We start from the raw sequence: 19,537 nt of genomic DNA, 5'->3' as shown, positions 1-19,537 counted from the left end.
CCTATGTGGCGGACAGGTCTGCCATCCGCCACCTGAAGCACATCAGGGCACGATGAGCGTGCCGGCACCTTCGGTGAAGATTTCCAGAAGAACGGAGTGGGGCGTCTTGCCGTTCAGGATAACCACACCCTGAACGCCGGCCTTGATGGCGTCGATGCAGGTCTCGACCTTCGGGATCATGCCGCCGGAAATCGTACCGTCCTTGATGAGGGCGCGGGCCTGCGAGACGGTGAGTTCCTTGATGAGTTCCTTGTTCTTGTCAAGAACGCCGGGAACATCCGTGAGAAACAACAGACGCGAGGCGTGAAGCGCACCGGCAATGGCGCCGGCAAATGTATCGGCGTTGATGTTGTAGGTTGCGCCATCGCGGCCGGGCGCGACGGGGGCGATAACCGGAATCATCTCCGATTTGGCAAGCAGATCGAGCAGGGTGCGGTCGACTTCCACCACTTCGCCGACAAAACCGAGATCGAGCACGCGCTCGATGTTGCTGTCTGGGTCGATCACCGTCTTTTTTGCCTTTTCGGCGAAGACCATGTTGCCATCCTTACCGCACAGGCCGATGGCCCATTCGCCGGTCTGGTTGATGAGGGCGACGATTTCCTTGTTGATCGAGCCGGCCAGAACCATTTCAACGATCTCGACCGTCTTGGCGTCGGTAACGCGCAAGCCGCCCTCGAACTTCGATTCAATGCCCATCTTGCTCAGCATCGCACCGATCTGCGGACCGCCGCCATGCACGACGATGGGGTTGATGCCGGATTGCTTCAAAAGGGCGATGTCTTCCGCGAAAGCCTTCCCGAGCGTGGAATCACCCATGGCGTGACCGCCATATTTTACCACGATGGTCTTGTTTTCGTATTTCTGCATGAAAGGCAGAGCCTGTGCGAGCAGCCGCGCCTGAGTTTCGCTTTCGGAAGACGTCATCTAAAAACCTCGGTCTGTGGTTGCGGCCGTTGAAGCCTGTCACCGCTCTAAAGCAAGTTTTCACCGGATGAAATAACCTCCGGGCCTTATTGTGTCGCAGCGATCAAATTTCTTTTTTTAGTCTCCGAAGCATTGTTATGAGATTGACATAAACGGCCAATGGGACCAGCCTTGTAAGGGAAGGGGAGGATCAATCAGGCCATGGTGCGTGCTTAACGTGAGGGTCTGAACGCGAGGAGATGTGAGCGACATGCCGGCACCCGATAAAGACAAGCAAAGCGGCTTACAGGACGAGGTTCTTGCCGGGAAATTTGTGTTGGGTGCCCTCCCGCCGGAAAATATGGCGGAACTGACCAAGCGGCTGAAGCGCGACCGGCAGTTCGCGGCAATGGTCAGGCGGTGGCGTGAAAATCTTGCGGAAACCGATCATCGTGAGAAGGCCGCGGTGGCAAGCCTGCTCCAGCGCAACCCGCTGGCCGAAGGTCTTCCCTTCAGGGGGCAGCCGTTGCGCACCGGGTCGCTGTTGGGGGCGATGCTCGTGGAAATCTGGAATTCTGTTCGCTTCTGGCGACTGCTGGCATTGACGGCGATGGTGTGGACCGCCGCTCTCCTTTTCACCATCGCCTGATCGCGACTGTTTCTAAAGGGAAATGGTTCTGACGATTTCCGCCCGCAGGCTGTCGAGGCCGACGGATTTTTCCGACGATGTGGCCAGAACCTCCGGATAGGCCGCTGGGCGCTTGCGGATTTTCTCCAGTGTCTCGTTGATCAGCCGAGGCACGCCAGCTTCCTTGATCTTGTCCGTCTTCGTCAGCACGATCTGGTAGGATACGGCCGCCTTGTCGAGGAGGGTCAGCACTTCCTCGTCATTTTTTTTCACGCCGTGGCGGGAATCGATCAGCACATAGACGCGCTTCAGTGTCGCCCGCCCGCGCAGATAATCGAAGACGAGCTTGGTCCAGGCATCGACCTGATCCTTGGGAGCCTGCGCGTAACCATAGCCGGGCATGTCGACCAGCGCCATTGGCGGCAGATCACCCGCTTCACCGGAATAGCCGTCAGGAACGAAGTAGTTGAGTTCCTGAGTCCGTCCCGGCGTGTTGGAGGTGCGGGCAAGCCCCTTGTGACCCACCAGTGCGTTGATGAGCGAGGACTTGCCAACATTTGAACGACCGGCAAATGCAATCTCCGGCGGCCCCTCGGGCGGCAGGAATTTCATCGCGGGAACGCCGCGAATGAAAATCCAGGGTCGCCCGAACAGGGGCTTTTCGGTTGCTGTGCCGGTGTCACTCATTTCGATTGCACCGGCTTTCGCTTGAACAGCCCCTTGAGATTGTCGAACAGTTCGATCTTGGCGCCGTGACGCTTCATGATGACGGCCTGCTGGCTGATGGAAAGCGTGTTGTTCCATGCCCAGTAGATGACCAGACCTGCCGGGAAGGAGGCCAGCATGAAGGTGAAGATAAGCGGCATCCAGGTGAAGATCATGGCCTGTGTCGGATCGGGCGGTGTCGGGTTCATGCGCATCTGCAGGAACATCGTGATGCCCATGATCAAAGGCCAGACGCCGATCATCAGGAAGTGCGGCACGTCGTAAGGCAGAAGGCCGAACAGGTTGAACAGCGAGGTCGGATCCGGCGCGGAAAGGTCGTGGATCCAGCCGAAGAACGGTGCATGCCGCATTTCGATGGTGACGTAGATGACCTTGTAAAGCGCAAAGAAGACCGGGATCTGCAGCAGCATTGGCCAGCAGCCGGCAACCGGATTGATCTTCTCTTCCTTGTAGAGCTGCATCATCGCCTGCTGCATGGCGATGCGGTCATCGCCATGCTTGGCCTTCAGCTCTTCCATCTTCGGCTGCACGCGCTTCATGTTGGCCATGGAAGCGTATTGCTTGCTGGCAAGCGGGAAGAACAGCGCCTTGACGACGATGGTGGTGAGCAGGATGGCCACGCCGAAGTTGCCAAAATAACGGAAGAAGAAATCCATCAGTTTGAACATCGGCTTGGTGATGAAGTAGAACCAGCCCCAGTCGATCAGAAGGTCGAACTTCGGAATGGCATAGGCCGTCTCGTAACCGTCAACCAGCGGAACTTCCTTGGCGCCGGCAAAGACGAGGCTTTTCAACTCGATGGACTGGCCCGGTTCAACCGTGAGCGCATCGCTCTTGAAGTCGGCCTGATAGCTCGGCTGATTGCCGGTAATGTGCGAGTAACGCGTCTCGAACGGGGTCGTCTGCGGCGGAACGATGGCTGCGGCCCAGTATTTATCGGTGATGCCGAGCCAGCCGCCGGTGGCCTTCGCAACCGTCACCGGCGCTTCTTCGACGTCCTTGTATTTTTCTTCCGTCAGGCTGCCATCCTTGCCGGCCACGCCAAGGAAACCTTCATGGATGACGAAGACCGGGGGGACGGCAGGTTTGTTGTTGCGTGTCACACGACCGTAGCTGGCAAGCGAGATCGCAGCCTGTCCAGGGTTTTCCACCTTGTCGGCGACCGAGATCATGTAATGCTCGTCGATCGAAACCGTACGGGTGAAGATGACGCCCTTGGAATTGGTGTAGGTAAGCGTGACCGGCGTGGTCTCCGTCAGCTTGTCGCCGCTGGCGAGCGTCCAGACGGTGCTCGGACCGGGAACGCCGCCGACGTCCTGCGCCGCAACGTAACCGAGTTCGGTAAAGTAGCCTTCCTTGCTGTCCGCCGGCGAGAACAGCGTGATGATCGGGCTCGAGTCATCAACGGTCTCGTGGTAATCCTTGAGCCGGATGTCATCGAAACGCGCGCCCGTGAGGTTGATGGAGCCGGCGATGGCATTGGTGTCGATCGCAACACGCTGGGTTCTTGCAATCGCTTCCTCGCGGGTGGCGGTGGCGGCGGCCTGCGGAACGGATGCTGGCGGAGCGCCCTCGACGGTCGCGCCCGGCGCCGGTGCGGCGCCCGAAGCCTGCTGCTGTTGCTGCGTTGTCTGCTGCTGCGCCTGGCGTGCCTCTTCGGCGCGGCGCTGCTGCTCGATACGCGGATTCATGTAAAGGAATTGCCAGGCGAGGACGATGACAACCGAAAGGGCTATCGCGATGAAGTAATTACGGTTTTTTTCCATCATTCTTTCCTGGAGCGGGTCTCCTGGGACCGTTTCGGTTTCGCCGTCCCTTCAATGCGCTCGATGAGGAGAGATTGAAGTCTGGGAAAGGCGGTGTCGAGAACGTCCCGGCGGGCGACAATCACATAGTCATGACCGGGTTTCATTGCGACCCCGGCAGAAAGCCTGACGGCTTCCTTGAGACGGCGGCGCATGCGATTTCGCTCGACCGCGTTGCCTTGTCTTTTTGTTACGGTAAAACCGACACGAGGCTCGGTTTCCGGGGCTTTCCGGTCAAGCACTTCCACAAGAAAGGTGCTTCCCCGCCGTTTTTCCCCCGCCTGAACGGCAAGAAACTCCGACCGGTTTTTAAGCCGGCCGGGGCTTTTTTTAGTCTCGCTCATGTGCCCGCGACTTTCATCGGGCCACAGATCGGCAATTAAGCCGAAAGACGAGCGCGGCCGCGCGCACGGCGGGCAGCGAGAACCTTGCGGCCGCCGGCAGTAGCCATGCGGGCACGGAAACCATGACGACGCTTGCGAACAAGCTTGGACGGTTGGTAAGTACGCTTCGACATTTATTTAATACCGCGGTGTGCGGCCCTTCTTGAATTTGCAATTATTTGCAAGAGCGTTTCGTTTTTTGCACGGCTAACCCCGCCTGGGCGAGCTTTCAATGGCCGAGCGTGCGCGGCTTATAAGGGCATAGGCCGAGCAAAGTCAATTGCCGAAGGGGTTTTCGCCCTTCACCTTTTGCGGAAAAGCGACCGCAATTCCTGTCATCTGCGGCCCACAATGGTTGAATCTGATGGCCAATCGGTAAATTCCGAAATTCTTTCTTAATGCCCCATTGATAAATCTTGGGACGCGAAAGTTATGCCGGCTGCCCATTTCCATAGCGTGGCTGGTTTTGTTGGGGGAACGAAATTGAGAATTCGCGGTCGTATCAATCTTCTCGTCGGACTGATGAGCCTTGTGGCCTGCACCATCGGCGGGCTGTCCATCTATGCGATCAACGAATTCTGGGTTCGGTCGCACCATTTCGAGGAGGCAGCCGAAAGGGCCTACAAGGGCGAAGCCCTGAACCGTCTTGTTACCGCGGTCGTCATGGAGGCGCGCGGCGTCTATGCGGCAGCCGATGTCGCAGCAGCCACCCCCTTTGCCGATGGCATGGTCAAGAACCTCGATGCCATGGAGAAGCTCATTACCAGTTGGGCACCGCTCGTGCCGGCAGAACAACAGGCAAGCTTTGACAAGCTTGTTGGCCGGTCGAAAGAATTCCGGGCCTTCCGTCTCGAGACCGTTCGGCTCGCGAAGGAAAACGGGCCGCAGGCCGCCAGCCAGCAGGGCAATAACGAAGCGAACCGCGCCAACCGTAAAGCTTATCAGGCCGAGATCGACAGTGTCGTGAAAAACGATATTGCCGAACTGGAAGTCGTGAAGGCCGGCGTGGATACGTTCAGCACCTCCATATTCTGGGTGATCGTTGCGGTCACGGTTGCCGGCGTGGGTGCCGGTGCCGCCTTCGGTGTCTACATTGGAACGCGGCAGCTCAGCGCGCCCATCCGTCGGGTTTCGCAGGTGATGAATAAGGTTGCCGACGGAAATCTGGATGTTGACGTTCCCTATCTCGGCCGCAATGACGAAATCGGCGAGATGGCGGCAGCCGTCGAGATCTTCAAGAAGAACGGCCGCGAGGTGCGCCGCATGAATGCGCAGGAGACCGCCATGCGCGCCAAGAGCGACGACCTGCAGGCCGGTATGGCCGTTGTTGTCGACGCCGCCGCTCAGGGCGATTTCAGCCGCCGCATCAATAAGGATTATGGCGATGAAAACCTCAACCGCTTCGCAGCGACCATCAATTCGCTACTCACCGGCGTTCATAATGGCGTGTCCGAAACCAGTCGTGTCATCGAATGTCTGGCGCGCGGCGACCTGACGGAACGCATGGAGGGTGAATTCCGCGGCGTGTTCGGCGAACTTCAGGACAACGTCAACCAGACGATGAACAAGCTGCGCGAGACCATGCGCGAGGTACGTGGCAGCACGGAGGGAATCAGCGGCAATGCCGGCGAATTGCGCTCTGCGGCTGATGATCTGTCGAAGCGCACGGAGCAGCAGGCCGCAGCATTGGAAGAAACCTCTGCCGCACTGGATGAAATCACCGCCGTCGTGCGCAACTCTACCGACCGTGCGCAGGAAGCCAGCGCCATGGTCGCCGAAACCAAACAGAAAACGGAAGAATCTGCCAGCGTCGTGCGCGATGCGGTATCCGCGATGGATCGCATCGAACACGCCTCGCGCGAAATCAGCCAGATCATCAATGTCATTGACGAGATCGCCTTTCAGACCAATCTTCTGGCGTTGAATGCCGGTGTGGAAGCCGCCCGTGCAGGCGAGGCCGGCAAGGGGTTCGCCGTCGTCGCTCAGGAGGTGCGCGAACTGGCGCAACGGTCCGCAACGGCTGCAAAGGATATCAAGGCACTGATCACCAAATCCGGCGAAGAGGTCGGCCGCGGCGTGTCGCTGGTCCAGAGAACCGGTAGCGCCTTGAGTGAGATCGAGACCCGTGTCCTCGCCATCAACGAGCACATCCATTCGATCGCGACAGCCGCCAGAGAACAGTCCACCGGTCTGCACGAAGTCAACACCGCCATCAACCAGATGGATCAGGTGACGCAGCGCAACGCCGCGATGGTGGAGGAAACCTCGGCTGCGACCCATAAGCTGAGCAGCGAGGCGGATCATCTTGTGACGCTTGTGACCCGGTTTAATGTGGGTGCCGAGAATGCGCCACGCAATCAGCGCATGGAGCCGGCTCCAAGGCCGAAGATGGCACCTGCCGGACCGGTCGCAGTTTCCGGGCGGACAGCCGCTGTTGCGTCTCCGGCCCGCAAGCTGATGAACAGCGTCAGCCGCGCGATGAACGCCGCGCCCGCCGCCCAGGGTAACTGGCAGGAGTTCTAAAGACGACTATTTCGTTTGTACTGAAACGCCGCCCCTGCCGGGCGGCGTTTGTTTTTGCGTGTGGGGAACGTTTATTTTGCAGTGCATTGGAAAAAGATGCATTAGGTCCTATTATCATCGCTGCATATAAACCGAGCCGTTTAACGCGAAAGCGGCACGCAGACAGGACCATGGCCCGGTGTTTTCTAAAGGCGTAGACAGCTTGGACCGCACGCAAGACGATCCGGCGCATACGATGCCGGGATTGACCGCCGGTCTTTCCGGACGCCTGCTGCTGCTCACGGTCATTTTCGTGATGATCGCCGAAGTGCTGATCTTTGTGCCTTCCGTCGCCAATATGCGTCTCTCCTGGCTGCGGGACCGGCTGAACACGGCTGCGGCCGCAGGGGCGGTCATCGACGGCCTGCAGGCGGAACTGCCGCGAAGCGTGCAGAACGATACGCTGATGGCAACGGGGGCGAAGCTTATTGCCCTGCGTAAGGACGGCACGTCGCGCCTGCTGGCGGCGGCGGAAACCCCGCCCGCCGTCGATGACCAATACGATCTTTCTGACGTTTCCCAGATCGCAGCCGTACGGGATGCTTTCTCCACGCTGTTGTTCGGCGGCAATCGCGTCATCCGCGTCTTTGACGTGGTGGGCGACAGCGACACCATTATCGAACTCGTGTTGGGCGAAAACAAGCTACGGGCGGCGATGCTTGCTTACGCCAGGAATGTCTTTCTGATTTCCATCGTCCTGTCGCTCATCACGGCCGGTCTGATCTTCGTCTCCATCAATCGCATCATGATCCGGCCGATACGCCGGTTGACGCTTGGCATGCAGAACTTTTCGGAAGATCCCGGTAATCCTGAGCGGATTTTCGTGCCGGACGAAGGGGCTGACGAATTGTCCGTCGCTGGTCGCCATCTCGCCGACATGCAGACCCAGCTGCAAAGGACGCTTCGCCAGCAGAAGAACCTCGCCGATCTTGGTCTTGCCGTATCGAAGATCAACCATGACATGCGCAACATCCTGTCCTCCGCGCAGCTTATGTCTGACCGCCTTGTCGATGCCAAGGACCCCATGGTGAGAAGTTTCGCGCCGAAGCTGTTGCGCACCATTGACCGCGCCGTTGCCTATACCGGTGAGGTTCTGGCTTATGGACAGGCGACCGAGGGCGCGCCGAAACGCAAGATGGTGCAGTTGAGCCTTCTTGTGCGGGACGTGCGCGATATCCTGGCGCTGGACGATGAGAGCGGCATTGAGTTTCATGACAGCGTGCCCGCCGATCTCACGATCGATGCGGACTCCGAACAGCTTTTCCGCGTCATCCACAATCTCTGTCGCAACGCGGTTCAGGCATTGCAATCCGATACGACCAGCACCGCGGCAAGGCATCTCTCCATTTCCGCACAGCGGGCCGGCGACGTCGTCAGCATCGTCATCGACGACAACGGGCCGGGGATGCCGCGCAAGGCGAGGGAAAACCTGTTTTCCGCTTTCCGGGGTTCGGCCCGATCAGGCGGCACCGGCCTTGGCCTCGTCATTGCCCGCGAGCTGGTGCTTGCCCATGGCGGCACCATTGCGCTCGTTGAAAAGCCGGGTCCAGGCACCCAGTTCCGCATCGAAATCGCCGACCGCACCGCCTCCGTACAGGCTGCCAGAACGGCCTGAAAAACCGGCGCTAAATCAGGTTCGAAAACCCATTATCGCTAACGGAATCCAGGCTCCGTCAGGTTCACAAAAAATGATCCGTATGGAATTCTTAACGAAATCAATGTGATACGCGAATTGCTGCGGAAAAATGACAATTTCCAAACGAAATCGCTTGCATTCGCCATGAGGACGTTTTAGAGGATCGCCACGCCACCGGAAACGACCGGAACGGCACGCACCCGTAGCTCAGCTGGATAGAGCACCAGACTACGAATCTGGGGGTCAGGAGTTCGAATCTCTTCGGGTGCGCCATTTCATCTATTTGATGGAAAACAACAATCTGATTTTGCTGATGTTTCTCCCGCCGCTTTTGATACACAAAGGTGGCACACATGGTCCTTTCTATGCCTTCCCCGTTTAAGCATCCTGCTACAGGCGTTTATTGGTATCGCCAGCGGGTTCCAGCGCGGTTGAAGTCGGTAGCCAAGGGGAGAGCCGTTACCGTTACGATTGACGGCTACCCTTCTCATCCAACGATTGGCGATGAGATAAAAGTCTCCCTACGCACTAAGCTCCCAGCGGACGCCAAACGATTCGCTCTGGAGGCCCAGTCGGAGTTTGATCGAATCTGGTTGAGTTTTGAGAGCGGACCTGTGTCGCTCACGCTCAAGCAAATTGTAGCCCTTTCGGGGGAAATGTATCACGTTATTCGGCGCGCGCTTGAGGACGACCCCGGTGAGGCAGGGCAATGGCTGTTGCGCAGGCAGGAGCGCCAAGCCGATAGCGTCATAGCTTCCAAGTCTCCCCGTGCTGCCTTGATGATAGACCCAGCCGGGGCGCTACATAGTCGCCTCAGTTCGTGGGTGGATGGGGCGTTGGCTCAGCGCCACCTCACGGTAACACAACACACATATCAGCGTCTCTTGGTCGAATTTGATCGCGCTGCGGGTGATGTCGCTGCTCTGCTGCATAAGCGCGCATCCGGTGACTTTAGCGCAGACACCACGGCAGAGCGTTTCCCGTCCTTTGAAATGGCGGTTTCCGGTCCCTCAGTGGCCCCGTCTTACACCGGCGTAACGATAACGAACTTGTTGGACGGTTGGTCCAGCAGATTAAAAGCGCCTAGGCCTCAGACGATTAGCAGGTACAGGGGAATCATTTCGCAGCTTGTTGCCTATCTCGGCCATGATGACGCTGAACGTCTATCTGATGCTGACATCGTGCGCTGGCATGGTGACCTGATGGCTAGCGGCGCTGTAACGCACGACACCTTCATCAAAGCTTATCGTGCCGCCATCAGCACAGTTTATGCCTATGGCATGACTGCTCAGGGTGGAAAGCTCGTCAAATCCAACCCGGCTGCCGGCCTTTTGTTGGAAGGTCCAGCAAAAAAGCAGAGCCGTCCCAAGAGCTTCTATATCGAAGAAGCCCAAGCCATCCTCCGCTGTTCCCTATCTGCCCTCACGGCCGAGAATAATTACTCCGAGATCAACCGAACCGCGATGCGCTGGGTGCCGTGGATATGCGCGTATACGGGCGCACGGGCAGGGGAAGTCTGCCAGCTCCGAAAACAGGACTTTATCGAGGTAGATGGCGTGAAGTGCATAGCTTTGCTGCCGGACGCTGGAACCATCAAAACCGGGCAGTTCCGGCATGTGCCGTTGCATCCCCATCTATTGGAGCAGGGGCTATGGCAGTTTGCGGGCAAGGCAAAGAACGGGCCGCTGTTTTTCAACGGTAGCCTCAAGTCGGCACAGCCGTGGGTTCAGACCGTTCAGATACTCGGAGAATGGGTGCGAGCAGTGGCCAAGGTAACCGACCCCCGTATCGGACCTAACCACGCTTGGAGACACTGGTTTAAATCCAAGGGCCGCACCGCTGGCATAGATAACGTCTACCTTGACGCTATTTGCGGACACAGCCTGCCAACGCAGGGAAATAACTACGGCGAGTTTGAGCCGAGCGCCCTGTTTCGTGAGATTTGCAAACTCCCTTCCATCGAGATCAAGACCGCCTAGAAGCCCCAAGGAATAACCACGGGGCAACCATAGGCGCGGCTGGCATCCTCACGCCCGCTCACCTTTGCCATTCCCGTGGTCCTTCTTGGGGGCTTCGCTTCCACGCCTTCCGAACATTGCGGAAGGTGCAGCGCTTATCAGGGAACATTTTTCATGCGCAACATCATCACCAGCAACGACACGCATAATGAAGCCGTCGAAGCTCTCACCAAACGCATTACCGAGCTGGAAGCCGCGCTTGCCCTTGAGAAGTACAATGTGGAGTTCCTGAAAAACCAAGGACGGAAGAGCCGTGGAGAAACCAGAGCTTTTAAGCAGAGGTACTCCCAAGCGCGCAATCACCTCGGTCAAGCGCTGGACAGGGCAGAACGGGCGGAGCGCCTTGTCGATCAGGTCAGGCAGTCTGCCTGATGTCGTACCACTGAGATTTTGAAGGTCACCTCTGGTGGCCTTTTTCTTTTCAACGCAACACGAAGAAGCTCGACAGTGATGAACGCCAGCCCATTCCCTAAATCTGGTTGAGGGGTCCGGCAGGGGTATGGCTCAAGCCACTCTCACGATCTCAGGGGAGCCGTGGTTCGCCGCCTCTGATGTCAACCGCGTCCTTTATGGTGTGACCACGGGCCTAACGCTGCCAACGCCCTCGGTCTGTTTATGTTCAAGGGTGTGACTCGACATCTGACAGCGCTACGTGATCATGAGAAGAGACTTACCCCACTCCCTAACGGTGGGGTTCGAGGGGGTAAGTGCTGGTTGATCTCCGAAAGCGGCCTCTACAAACTCATCATGCGCTCGGACAAACCTGAGGCTCGCAAGTTTCAAGATTGGGTAACCCGTGACGTTCTCCCAGCCATCCGCAAGACAGGCGGCTATCTCCTCAATGAAGAGGCGCCGGACACGGCCAAGGCCGATGATGGGGCTGGCATGCCGCAATGGCTCCAAATTCCCTCCTTGGAGCGCTTCAAATATTCTCAGCTAGGGGGATAAATCACAAGACGTATTTCGCGCCATCAGTGAGTTGTGGCCGCTTATGAATGCCCTCACCATAGTAGTTCTCACAACGCAAATCCGCTCCATCTGCCAATGATTGAGCGTCCTCGGGCCACCCTCGGTTTTCTCCACGAAAGCTGGCGGTGGCTTTTTTCATTTCATCACCGGACTTCCGGTCTCACCCCTCATACTTCGGCACAAGCTTGTTGCCGGAAGAAGGACCACCTATGTCAAACAGCAACAGCGCGCCCTCGTGGCTGCGGTACGCCAACCGTGGCGCAAAGCGTAACCTTCCGATCAGCGGCGATCTCGTCAGCGCCCTTGGGTTCCTTGAGGACATGGGGGTCGAGATGGAAGTGTTCAGCGGCGGGCAGGTAACCAAGGAAGAAGCAAAGGCAGGTAAAGGCCAGCGCACCGGTTCCGTTCGCCACGACCATGGCAGTGCCGCCGATGTCTTCTTCTATCAAAACGGCAGAAAGCTCGACTGGTCGAACCCCTCTGACGTTCCGCTTTTCCAAGAGATCGTCCAGCGCGCCCGAGGTGCTGGCGTGACCGGCTTCGGCGCGGGGCAGGGGTACATGCAGCCGGGTTCCATGCATATCGGCTATGGCAACCCCGGAGTATGGGGAGCAGATGGGAACGGTGACAACGCCGCCCAATGGCTCCGTGAAGCTTATAATCGTGCCCCAGCCACCTCTTCTTCGGCCAGCCGGGAACCCACGCGGCTCACCTTCTCAAACCCCGGCCCCGACCAGCCGCAATCCAAGTACACTCTAGGCCAACCCGAGAACACCGTGTCCGTCATGGACGCTACTCAGCCAATGCTTCCGACAACCATGCAGGAAGATCGAGAGGCAGCGCAGGCGCGTGAGGATGCAATGCCGGATGTATCGCTCTGGCAGGGCGTGAAGGATGCGGTAAACACGGACTGGTCGCTTTCTGCCGTCTGGCAGGACCGACCGGAGGCCAAGCCCGACCCAAACTTCCGGCTGGACCAGAAGCTTACCGAGGAGCTGACCAAGGGCATCCCTGAGCAATACTGGGACCGCTTTGCAGATGCTCAATCTCTGGTCCACGCCGAGGGTATGCGGACCTCTCTCATGAAGCAGCTCGAAGCCGAGCAGCGCCTGTCCTCTATGGGATGGGGCGGTGTTGGCCTCCGGGTGGCGGCGGGTGTAACTGACCCTCTGGCTTGGGCCGCTGCGGCTGGTATCTCTGTTGCTTCCATGGGTGCCGGTGCACCGGCTGCGATGGCCGCAAGGTTCGGAAAGATCGGGCGGGTTGCTTTGACTGCTGCCGAGGGTGGCGCTGGTGCTGCTGTTTCCGAAGGCATCATCTATGCGAACAAGCCGACCGCCGAGAGCGCTGATCTCTGGTGGGGGGTGGGAACCGGCATGCTCCTTGGGGGTGCCTTCGGTGCCCTTGCGAGAAACCCAGCCACCCGTGAAGAAGCTCAGCAGCTCCAGCAGATTGGCAGGAACATGCAGAACGGGACAGCCTTGTCTCCGCCCGGTGGTTCAACCACGGGTGCGATGCAGGTGAACCCAAGGGAACCCCTCAGGATGGACACTGCGGATATCGTCCGTGATGCCGAGAGGCCCGATGTTTTTCACGCTGGTGGTGCCCGATATGACAGCGCCTATTCGCTCAAGAGTTCCGATAACGATCTCACCTCCATGATCGGCAACGTGATCGTTGAGGACGGTGCCCGTAACAGAACCGGCCTCACCCCCATTGGCGCCTCGGAAGTCCAAGCACTCCTCCATCAACGCGCCGAGGCTCGCTGGGCGGCATCCAATCAAGCCAACTGGAAGCAGTTCAAGGAGCGGAACCCGGAAGTCAGCCGCGATGAGTTTCATCGGCAGGTGACAGCGTTCGTCCGAGATCGCGACCTGATGGTGGAATACGACCCCGCCGTGAAGGCCCAAGGCGCTGTCCTCCGGGATGTCTTGGGAACCTATGCCGAGACCGCAGCGAACCCCGGCTTAATCGATGGTCGCACCTTGCGTCCCGTTCGGGGTTTCGAGGGGATGACGCGGAACGACTTCTATGTCCCCCGCATCTTCGACCTCGGCTCTATTCAGGAACACCTCACCAAGTTCGGACATAAGACCCTCTCGGGCTTGGTGGCCCGTGCCATGCGTGAGGTGAATGACGAGATCAGCGAGGAGCTGGCCAACAAGTTCGCCTCGAATTACATCAGGAAGCTCCACTCGCTTTCTGCTGGTGAGCTACAGGGAATGTCCCGTGTGTTCTCCGGGGAAGACCTTGATGCTCTCAAGGCAAACCTCACTCGGGACACCGATCTTTCCGAAGCCGACATCGACGCGGTTGTCAGTCACATGAAGCCGGGGAAGAAGGACGGTGCCAGCCGCCACGGGAAAAGCCGGATGTTCTACGATGAGAACTTCGGCCTCATGCTCCCTTATTCCAACGGCCAGCCGGGGGCACAGTTCGTCCGCATCTCGGACCTGTTCGTCAACGATGCAGACACGCTCATGCGGTCCTATTCCCGGCAAATGTCGGGGCGTATCGCCATGGCTCGCATGGAGATCAGGAACCCGAAGTGGCAGGCCGGTGACATGTCCGATGAACACTTCGTCAAAGGCGTCACCTCGGATGGCGAGTGGCAAACCCTGATGGACAAGGTGCGTGACGTGGGTGACCAGAAGGGCATCCAAGCCACCACCAAGGAGGACATTGAGCGCCTCAACTGGGTCTATAACACCATCGTCGGGAAGCCCACTTGGAACGAGGGGTCGAGATGGAGCCAGTTCCTTCGGATGGCCAGAGACTATAACTTCATCCGCGTGATGGGGCAGGTGGGCTTTGCGCAGTTGTCGGAGACCATGAACACGGTTTCCCAGCTCGGCCTCAAAGCCTCCTTCACCAACGTTCCCTCGTTTCGAGCAATGTGGCGTAATGCCAAAACTGGGATGTTGGACGATGCCCTAGCTCGCGAATGGGAAGAGATGACGGGTGTCGGTGCCGACTGGGTTCGCCACTCGACCCATCGGAGGGAGGATATCTTCGACAACCCCTTGGATGCCTTTAATAACCCGATGCTCCAGAAGTTGGATGATGGTCTTCAAGCCGGAAAACGTGCGGTCTCCGCAATGTCCGGCATGGCTCCGGTAAACACCGCGCTCCAGCGATGGACGGGCAGGGCGATCATGAACAAGTTCGCTTTGATGGCCCAAGGAAAGACGACGATGAACCCCCGGCGACTGGCCGCGCTTAACCTCGATCAGCGCAGGGTGGAGGCCATCTATGACAACATCCGCAACCACGCTACGTTCAAGGATGGTCGGCTCAAGTCGATGAACTTCTCCAAGTGGGCAGATCAGGAGGCCGTGGCAAACTTCGAGTTCGCTGCGTTCCGTCTGAGCCGCTCCATCATTCAGGAGAACGACATCGGCCAGATGGCCATGTGGATGTCTCATCCCTTGGCTCGGACGTTCCTCCAGTTCCGTTCCTTCGTACTGGCGGCTTACACTAAGCAGACGCTACAGGGGTTCAACTTCCGAGACGCCACGACAGCCACGGCGTTCATCACAACCTCCTTTGCTGCCTCCATGAGTTACATGATGCGGACCTATGCCAACTCGGTGGGCCGCAGTGACCGGGAGGAGTATTTGGAGAAGCGTTTGTCGCTCGGCAGCATTGCCGCTGCTGGCGTTCAGAACGGTTCTTGGGCAACCCTTATGCCGGTAGCTGTGGACACGGTTGCAGCACGGTTCCGCGAGAAGGAAAACCCGCTGTTCGACGCCCGCTCCACAGCGATGGGCGCTGATGCGATCTTCGGTAACCCCTCTGCCGATCTCGCGCAGTCCGGTCTTGATGCCTTGAGTGTGGCTGGCAAGCAATTGCACGGCAAGCGGTTCTCACAGCAAGACGCCCGAGCTTTGGCGCGGGTGCTGCCGTTCCAGAACCTCAACGGTGTCGCCCAACTTCTCTCGACGTTCATCAGCCCGCTACCAGAATGGTCTCGCGGTACTGGGCGGTGAAGTCACCAATCACATGACCTTCGTTGCCTCTGGCAATCTTCCCCTCGGTCCTCACGGGCCGGGGGTTTTCTTTTTCCAGCGCTCATCCGCGATCAACAACCGATGGAAACAGCATGACCACAAACCCCGATATCGACCTCGCCGCCATCAAGATCGGCAGGCACTACATTATCGCTACCGATGGCGCTGCCATCCCCAATCCCGGCCCCGGTGGCTGGGGTTACATTAAGCAGCTTTGGGACGGTGAACAGCTTCTCCAGCAGGCACCCAATGCAGCCCGCTCGGAAGAGCTGGAAAGCACCAACAACCGGATGGAGATGACAGCAGTCATCATGGCCGTGGAGAGCATCCGGGAGCCAGAGACGCCGATCATCATTCAAACCGATAGCGAATACGTGCTGAAAGGTTTCACGCTCTATTTGCCTCAGTGGAAGGCCAAGGGCTGGAGATCGTCTAGCGGCTGGGTAAAAAACAGGGAACTATGGGAACGGCTTGATTCTGCCTGCGCTGGGAAGACCATCTATTGGGAGAAAGTGCTTGGCCATTCCGGTCATCGTCTCAATGAGATGGCTGACACTCTGGCGAATGCAGCAGCAGCGGAACATTCCCCACAAGGGCGGTTGTCGATCAGGAAAGAACATCCGGATTGGTTCTTTCCGAGACCGTGATTTTCGAGACCGAATAAGGAGACAATCGATTACCACTCCCCATAGGAGGAGATATGGTCTCTCTTATTTAAAACCTAGGATATTTATTCATAGGATAATTATAACAGGATAATCATAGGTAACACCTAGGTGTAACTTCTGGCATCCTCATGTTCACCTATGGTTGCCCATATCCCCCGGCGTCCTGTCCGCTTCTCCATCATCATCACCATACCCCAACAGCGCCACCTCATCTTTGAGGAGCGGCTTTCTGTATGCGACACCCGCAAGGACATTTCCGTGAAACGCAAACCACCGCCATCACCGGCCCGCCTCGAGGTCCGGCCATCCGTTCCCGATGACGTTACCTATCTCGCCCCAAGGCTCCGCAAGGCCGACCTCGAAAGTCTCGTAGCATGCGCATCGCCTTCCGCCGAAGTCAGCCTCACCCGTGGTCTCCGACATTCCGACATTTGTCTGACCGCCTTGGATGACCAAGGGCGACCAGCAGTCATGTTCGGGACCGTGCCGTATCCCCAAGACAGCACCGTGGGAAACCTATGGTTTCTGGCGGTCGATGATTTGGACATCGACGTGGGGCGCTTGACCGTAACAGCCCGCCATTACGTGGAAACTTTCCATGGAAAATATCCCATCCTATCGAGCCTCATGGATAGCCGAGACCACACTCGGAAACGGATGCTGCGGCTGTGTGGTTTCGACTTCGGTAACATCACCTGTGGACCTCTCGGCCACAATCTCCAAGAAGCTTTCAAAATCAGGATTGATCAATGTGTAACCCACTAGCCCTCGTTGCCACGGCGCTGGGAGCTGCACAAACTGCTATCGGCTATGCGGGCGAGAAACAGGCCGCAGCAGCTCAGAACGCCATGGTCCGAGAAAACCAACGCGCAGCGAATGCAAACCTAGTCCGAGAATATGCTGACGTGCAGACGCGGCAAATTCAGGAAGAGGATGCAGCGGCTGTCCAGAAGCAGGACATTTCCCGCGAAGCCCGAGCAGCCCGAGCCACCACCATGGCAGCAGCCGGGGAAGCTGGTGTATCCGGCCTCTCGGTCGATGCTCTGCTTGCGGACGTTTACGGTAAGGAGGCGACCGCCAAGGACCGCATCAGCCAGAACTCAGGTTTCACCACCGCGAATCTTACGAGGGAGATGGACGGTCTCAGGGCGAAAGCCCAGGACCGCATCAACTCCATGCCGTGGGCAACCGGCCCCAGCCCGTTTGCTGCTGCGCTCAAGATTGGCGGTGTCGGGCTGGATAGCTATAATCGTTATGGGAAACCCAAGAAGCCCTGACGGTGGAGGGATGAGGGCCGCAGTCTCGATCACCGCGACCCTCGTGTTTCAGCCCCCTCTAGCGTAATGAGGCCCGGTGGTAGCCACCGCTACCGCACACAAAGATACGTATCTTATCCTGCAAAGCCAAGACCACATGTGAGCTGAATAGGTGACCCTAAACCTCCCTCAGGCTCATCTTTTCAGAGTCCGTAGGAAGTGAACCGAAACCGATTTTTGGCCATCCCAGGTATCAGGTAGGCGGCTGATCGCTGCGCGGTACTCGCCATCATAGACCACTTCAACCTCTTCATTTTCATAGTCGAAGATGAGCGCGATAAGTCTGTCCGCGCATAATTCAGAGTGGGTGAAGGCAAACGTCTTACCCCGACCTGATGCTTTGATTTGAACAGAACGGTTTTCGGTATCGTATGCATCGACGGCTTTAAACGCCCGAGTGGGCACCAACTTGAGACCGAAAAGCTCAGCGGCCACAGCTTCACCCAAGTCGCCTACAAGATTGCCGTCGAGTGTGAAACTAAGATCGTGATGTTTGAACCTGTTGCGCAGCATATTCCTTGCATGAATTAGTGCGCGGATTTCTTCGGGTAACTTATGCCTCGTCACAGGACCCCCAATCATGTTCTTTCCACGCAACTATTTTGCCGAAAAAATCCGAGGCGGCAATCGATAGAAATGCTTGCGCGTGGTCCCCCGTGCCCCCACGGACGCACGGAATAGCTCGGGCGGATGCACGTGCGCGGCTAGGCTTCCTCTCGATGAAGATCAAGTCTTGACCTTGGCATTCCTTCCGGCATCTTCATGACGTGCAAAGGGAGACCATATGGAACTAGCGATTGAGAGACGGAAGACACCCAAGCGCGTGAGTGCATTGCGGACCCTAAGCGACCGCATAGAGGTACTGCGGGAGTTTCGCGCCGATATGCCGATACACATGGTCTCGGTATTCTTGGCCGTGGCAATGCGCCCGGGAGTTCTCCAGTGTGACCTACCGGACCTTATTGGCATTAGCCAGTCGTCAGTCTCACGGAACGTGTATGCCCTCGGCAAGCATGACCGCCACGGGAAACCGGGGCTTGGCCTTTTGGAACAGCGGTGCGGCCCTACTGGCGCTAGGTCGCCGGAGATACACCTGACCAAGGCCGGGAGAGAACTAGCGAAGAGGCTGATGGTTTTCTAATGTCTCAGCCGTTGTCCGATAAGGTATACCGATGTCGGACATACAAATCGGTCGGAAAAGTGTTCGATATGAATTGACATCCGAATTATCGGACGATATTCCTATTTCGTCTTAGATATTATCGGACAAAAGGTGTCTCATGAAAATCGGCTATGCCCGCGTATCTTCCACCGGCCAAAATGAAACCGCTCAGGTAGATATCCTCACCCGCCATGGTGTTGAGGAGGTCTTCATCGACAAGGCAAGTGGGACCACCCGCGAAGGCCGCATAAAGCTCGCTGAGGCCATCCGCTTTGCTCGGAAGGGGGATGCCTTGGTTGTTACCCGACTTGATCGCCTTGCTCGCTCGGTGCCTGACCTACACGCAATCGCGCAAGAGTTACAGGCTAAGGGCGTAGACTTGATCGCAACGGAACAGAGCATCGACACCACGACGCCCACGGGACGCCTTATGTTCAACATGCTGGGTGCCATTGCTGAGTTTGAAACGGACCTAAGGAGAGAGCGTCAGCTTGAGGGTATCGCGAAGGCGAAAAATGAGGGACGATACAAAGGTCGCCCCATAACCGTCGATGGAAACGCAATCAAGGCAGCGATAGCCTCTGGAGATACCCCAACGTCAGTGGCAAAAAATTTCAATGTAGCTCGATCCACAGTTTATCGCATTATCGGGTGAAGCGCGACGTACCGAGCCGTTTCGAGTCGGCCTGTGCCACGGGCTACGCATCTGTTTTTTTGGAGCGCGCTCAGGGTCCGCTCTTTGTATCGA

16 protein-coding genes and 1 tRNA gene are annotated in these 19,537 nt (G+C 57.7%); 11 read left to right on the top strand and 6 right to left on the bottom strand.

The genetic code is table 11. From position 1 onward, the window contains the following. Positions 1 to 42: 42 nt before the first annotated feature. Positions 43 to 927 (bottom strand): acetylglutamate kinase, encoded by an 885-nt coding sequence (argB, locus tag AT6N2_RS08675; RefSeq protein ID WP_004439672.1) that lies wholly within the window; start codon positions 925 to 927, stop codon positions 43 to 45. 250 nt (positions 928 to 1,177) lie between these two features. Here argB and AT6N2_RS08670 point away from each other — a divergent pair, with 250 nt between their 5' ends. After that, on the top strand, positions 1,178 to 1,555 hold the full coding sequence (locus AT6N2_RS08670; RefSeq protein WP_063949565.1) for a hypothetical protein: 378 nt from the start codon (positions 1,178 to 1,180) through the stop codon (positions 1,553 to 1,555). A gap of 12 nt (positions 1,556 to 1,567) precedes the next feature. Here the strand turns inward: AT6N2_RS08670 and yihA are convergent, their stop codons facing one another. The 4 genes from yihA to rpmH are packed head-to-tail and all read right to left on the bottom strand — an operon-like array spanning position 1,568 to position 4,582. Continuing rightward, entirely contained in the window at positions 1,568 to 2,221 is a 654-nt protein-coding gene (yihA, locus tag AT6N2_RS08665) for a ribosome biogenesis GTP-binding protein YihA/YsxC (RefSeq protein ID WP_063949566.1), read from the bottom strand. Next, on the bottom strand, positions 2,218 to 4,026 hold the full coding sequence (yidC, locus tag AT6N2_RS08660) for a membrane protein insertase YidC (RefSeq protein WP_209085692.1): 1,809 nt from the start codon (positions 4,024 to 4,026) through the stop codon (positions 2,218 to 2,220). Before yidC ends, yihA begins: the two co-directional genes overlap by 4 nt. Then, complete coding sequence (rnpA, locus tag AT6N2_RS08655; RefSeq protein WP_063949568.1) at positions 4,026 to 4,409, bottom strand: ribonuclease P protein component; 384 nt, start codon at positions 4,407 to 4,409, stop codon at positions 4,026 to 4,028. Before rnpA ends, yidC begins: the two co-directional genes overlap by 1 nt. A gap of 35 nt (positions 4,410 to 4,444) precedes the next feature. After that, positions 4,445 to 4,582, bottom strand: coding sequence for a 50S ribosomal protein L34 (gene rpmH, locus AT6N2_RS08650; protein ID WP_003493611.1), 138 nt, complete (start codon positions 4,580 to 4,582; stop codon positions 4,445 to 4,447). A 349-nt stretch (positions 4,583 to 4,931) separates the two neighbouring features. On the opposite strand from rpmH, the gene AT6N2_RS08645 reads away from it, so the two are divergent. From AT6N2_RS08645 to AT6N2_RS08605, 9 genes are all read left to right on the top strand, one after another. Further along, positions 4,932 to 6,971: a methyl-accepting chemotaxis protein gene (locus AT6N2_RS08645; protein ID WP_144576028.1), complete on the top strand. Its 2,040-nt coding sequence runs from the start codon at positions 4,932 to 4,934 to the stop codon at positions 6,969 to 6,971. Positions 6,972 to 7,206: 235 nt separating this feature from the next. Continuing rightward, the gene (locus AT6N2_RS08640; protein ID WP_209089646.1) at positions 7,207 to 8,625 is read left to right on the top strand and encodes an ATP-binding protein; all 1,419 of its coding nucleotides are present in this window, start codon (positions 7,207 to 7,209) and stop codon (positions 8,623 to 8,625) included. 217 nt (positions 8,626 to 8,842) lie between these two features. After that, positions 8,843 to 8,919 (top strand) — tRNA-Arg (locus tag AT6N2_RS08635). 80 nt (positions 8,920 to 8,999) lie between these two features. Further along, on the top strand, positions 9,000 to 10,625 hold the full coding sequence (locus AT6N2_RS08630; RefSeq protein WP_209085684.1) for a DUF6538 domain-containing protein: 1,626 nt from the start codon (positions 9,000 to 9,002) through the stop codon (positions 10,623 to 10,625). A gap of 153 nt (positions 10,626 to 10,778) precedes the next feature. After that, positions 10,779 to 11,036, top strand: a complete 258-nt coding sequence (locus AT6N2_RS08625) for a hypothetical protein (protein ID WP_209085682.1) — start codon at positions 10,779 to 10,781, stop codon at positions 11,034 to 11,036. A 342-nt stretch (positions 11,037 to 11,378) separates the two neighbouring features. Then, the gene (locus AT6N2_RS08620) at positions 11,379 to 11,612 is read left to right on the top strand and encodes a BRO-N domain-containing protein (protein WP_425292724.1); all 234 of its coding nucleotides are present in this window, start codon (positions 11,379 to 11,381) and stop codon (positions 11,610 to 11,612) included. 230 nt (positions 11,613 to 11,842) lie between these two features. Further along, entirely contained in the window at positions 11,843 to 15,622 is a 3,780-nt protein-coding gene (locus AT6N2_RS08615; protein WP_209085669.1) for a hypothetical protein, read from the top strand. A gap of 113 nt (positions 15,623 to 15,735) precedes the next feature. Then, positions 15,736 to 16,290 (top strand): ribonuclease H family protein, encoded by a 555-nt coding sequence (locus AT6N2_RS08610; RefSeq protein WP_209085667.1) that lies wholly within the window; start codon positions 15,736 to 15,738, stop codon positions 16,288 to 16,290. A gap of 770 nt (positions 16,291 to 17,060) precedes the next feature. Continuing rightward, on the top strand, positions 17,061 to 17,588 hold the full coding sequence (locus AT6N2_RS08605; protein WP_209085664.1) for a virion core protein, T7 gp14 family: 528 nt from the start codon (positions 17,061 to 17,063) through the stop codon (positions 17,586 to 17,588). Positions 17,589 to 17,762: 174 nt separating this feature from the next. Here AT6N2_RS08605 and AT6N2_RS08600 read toward each other — a convergent pair whose 3' ends face one another. Next, positions 17,763 to 18,209: a DUF6998 domain-containing protein gene (locus AT6N2_RS08600; protein WP_209085661.1), complete on the bottom strand. Its 447-nt coding sequence runs from the start codon at positions 18,207 to 18,209 to the stop codon at positions 17,763 to 17,765. A gap of 698 nt (positions 18,210 to 18,907) precedes the next feature. Here AT6N2_RS08600 and AT6N2_RS08595 point away from each other — a divergent pair. After that, entirely contained in the window at positions 18,908 to 19,444 is a 537-nt protein-coding gene (locus AT6N2_RS08595; RefSeq protein ID WP_209085658.1) for a recombinase family protein, read from the top strand. Positions 19,445 to 19,537: the final 93 nt, after the last annotated feature.

The organism is Agrobacterium tumefaciens (assembly GCF_017726655.1).
Lineage (GTDB): Bacteria > Pseudomonadota > Alphaproteobacteria > Rhizobiales > Rhizobiaceae > Agrobacterium > Agrobacterium tumefaciens_B.
Note: the sequence above shows the minus strand (reverse complement) of the source record. Positions and strands in the feature narration are given on the sequence as shown.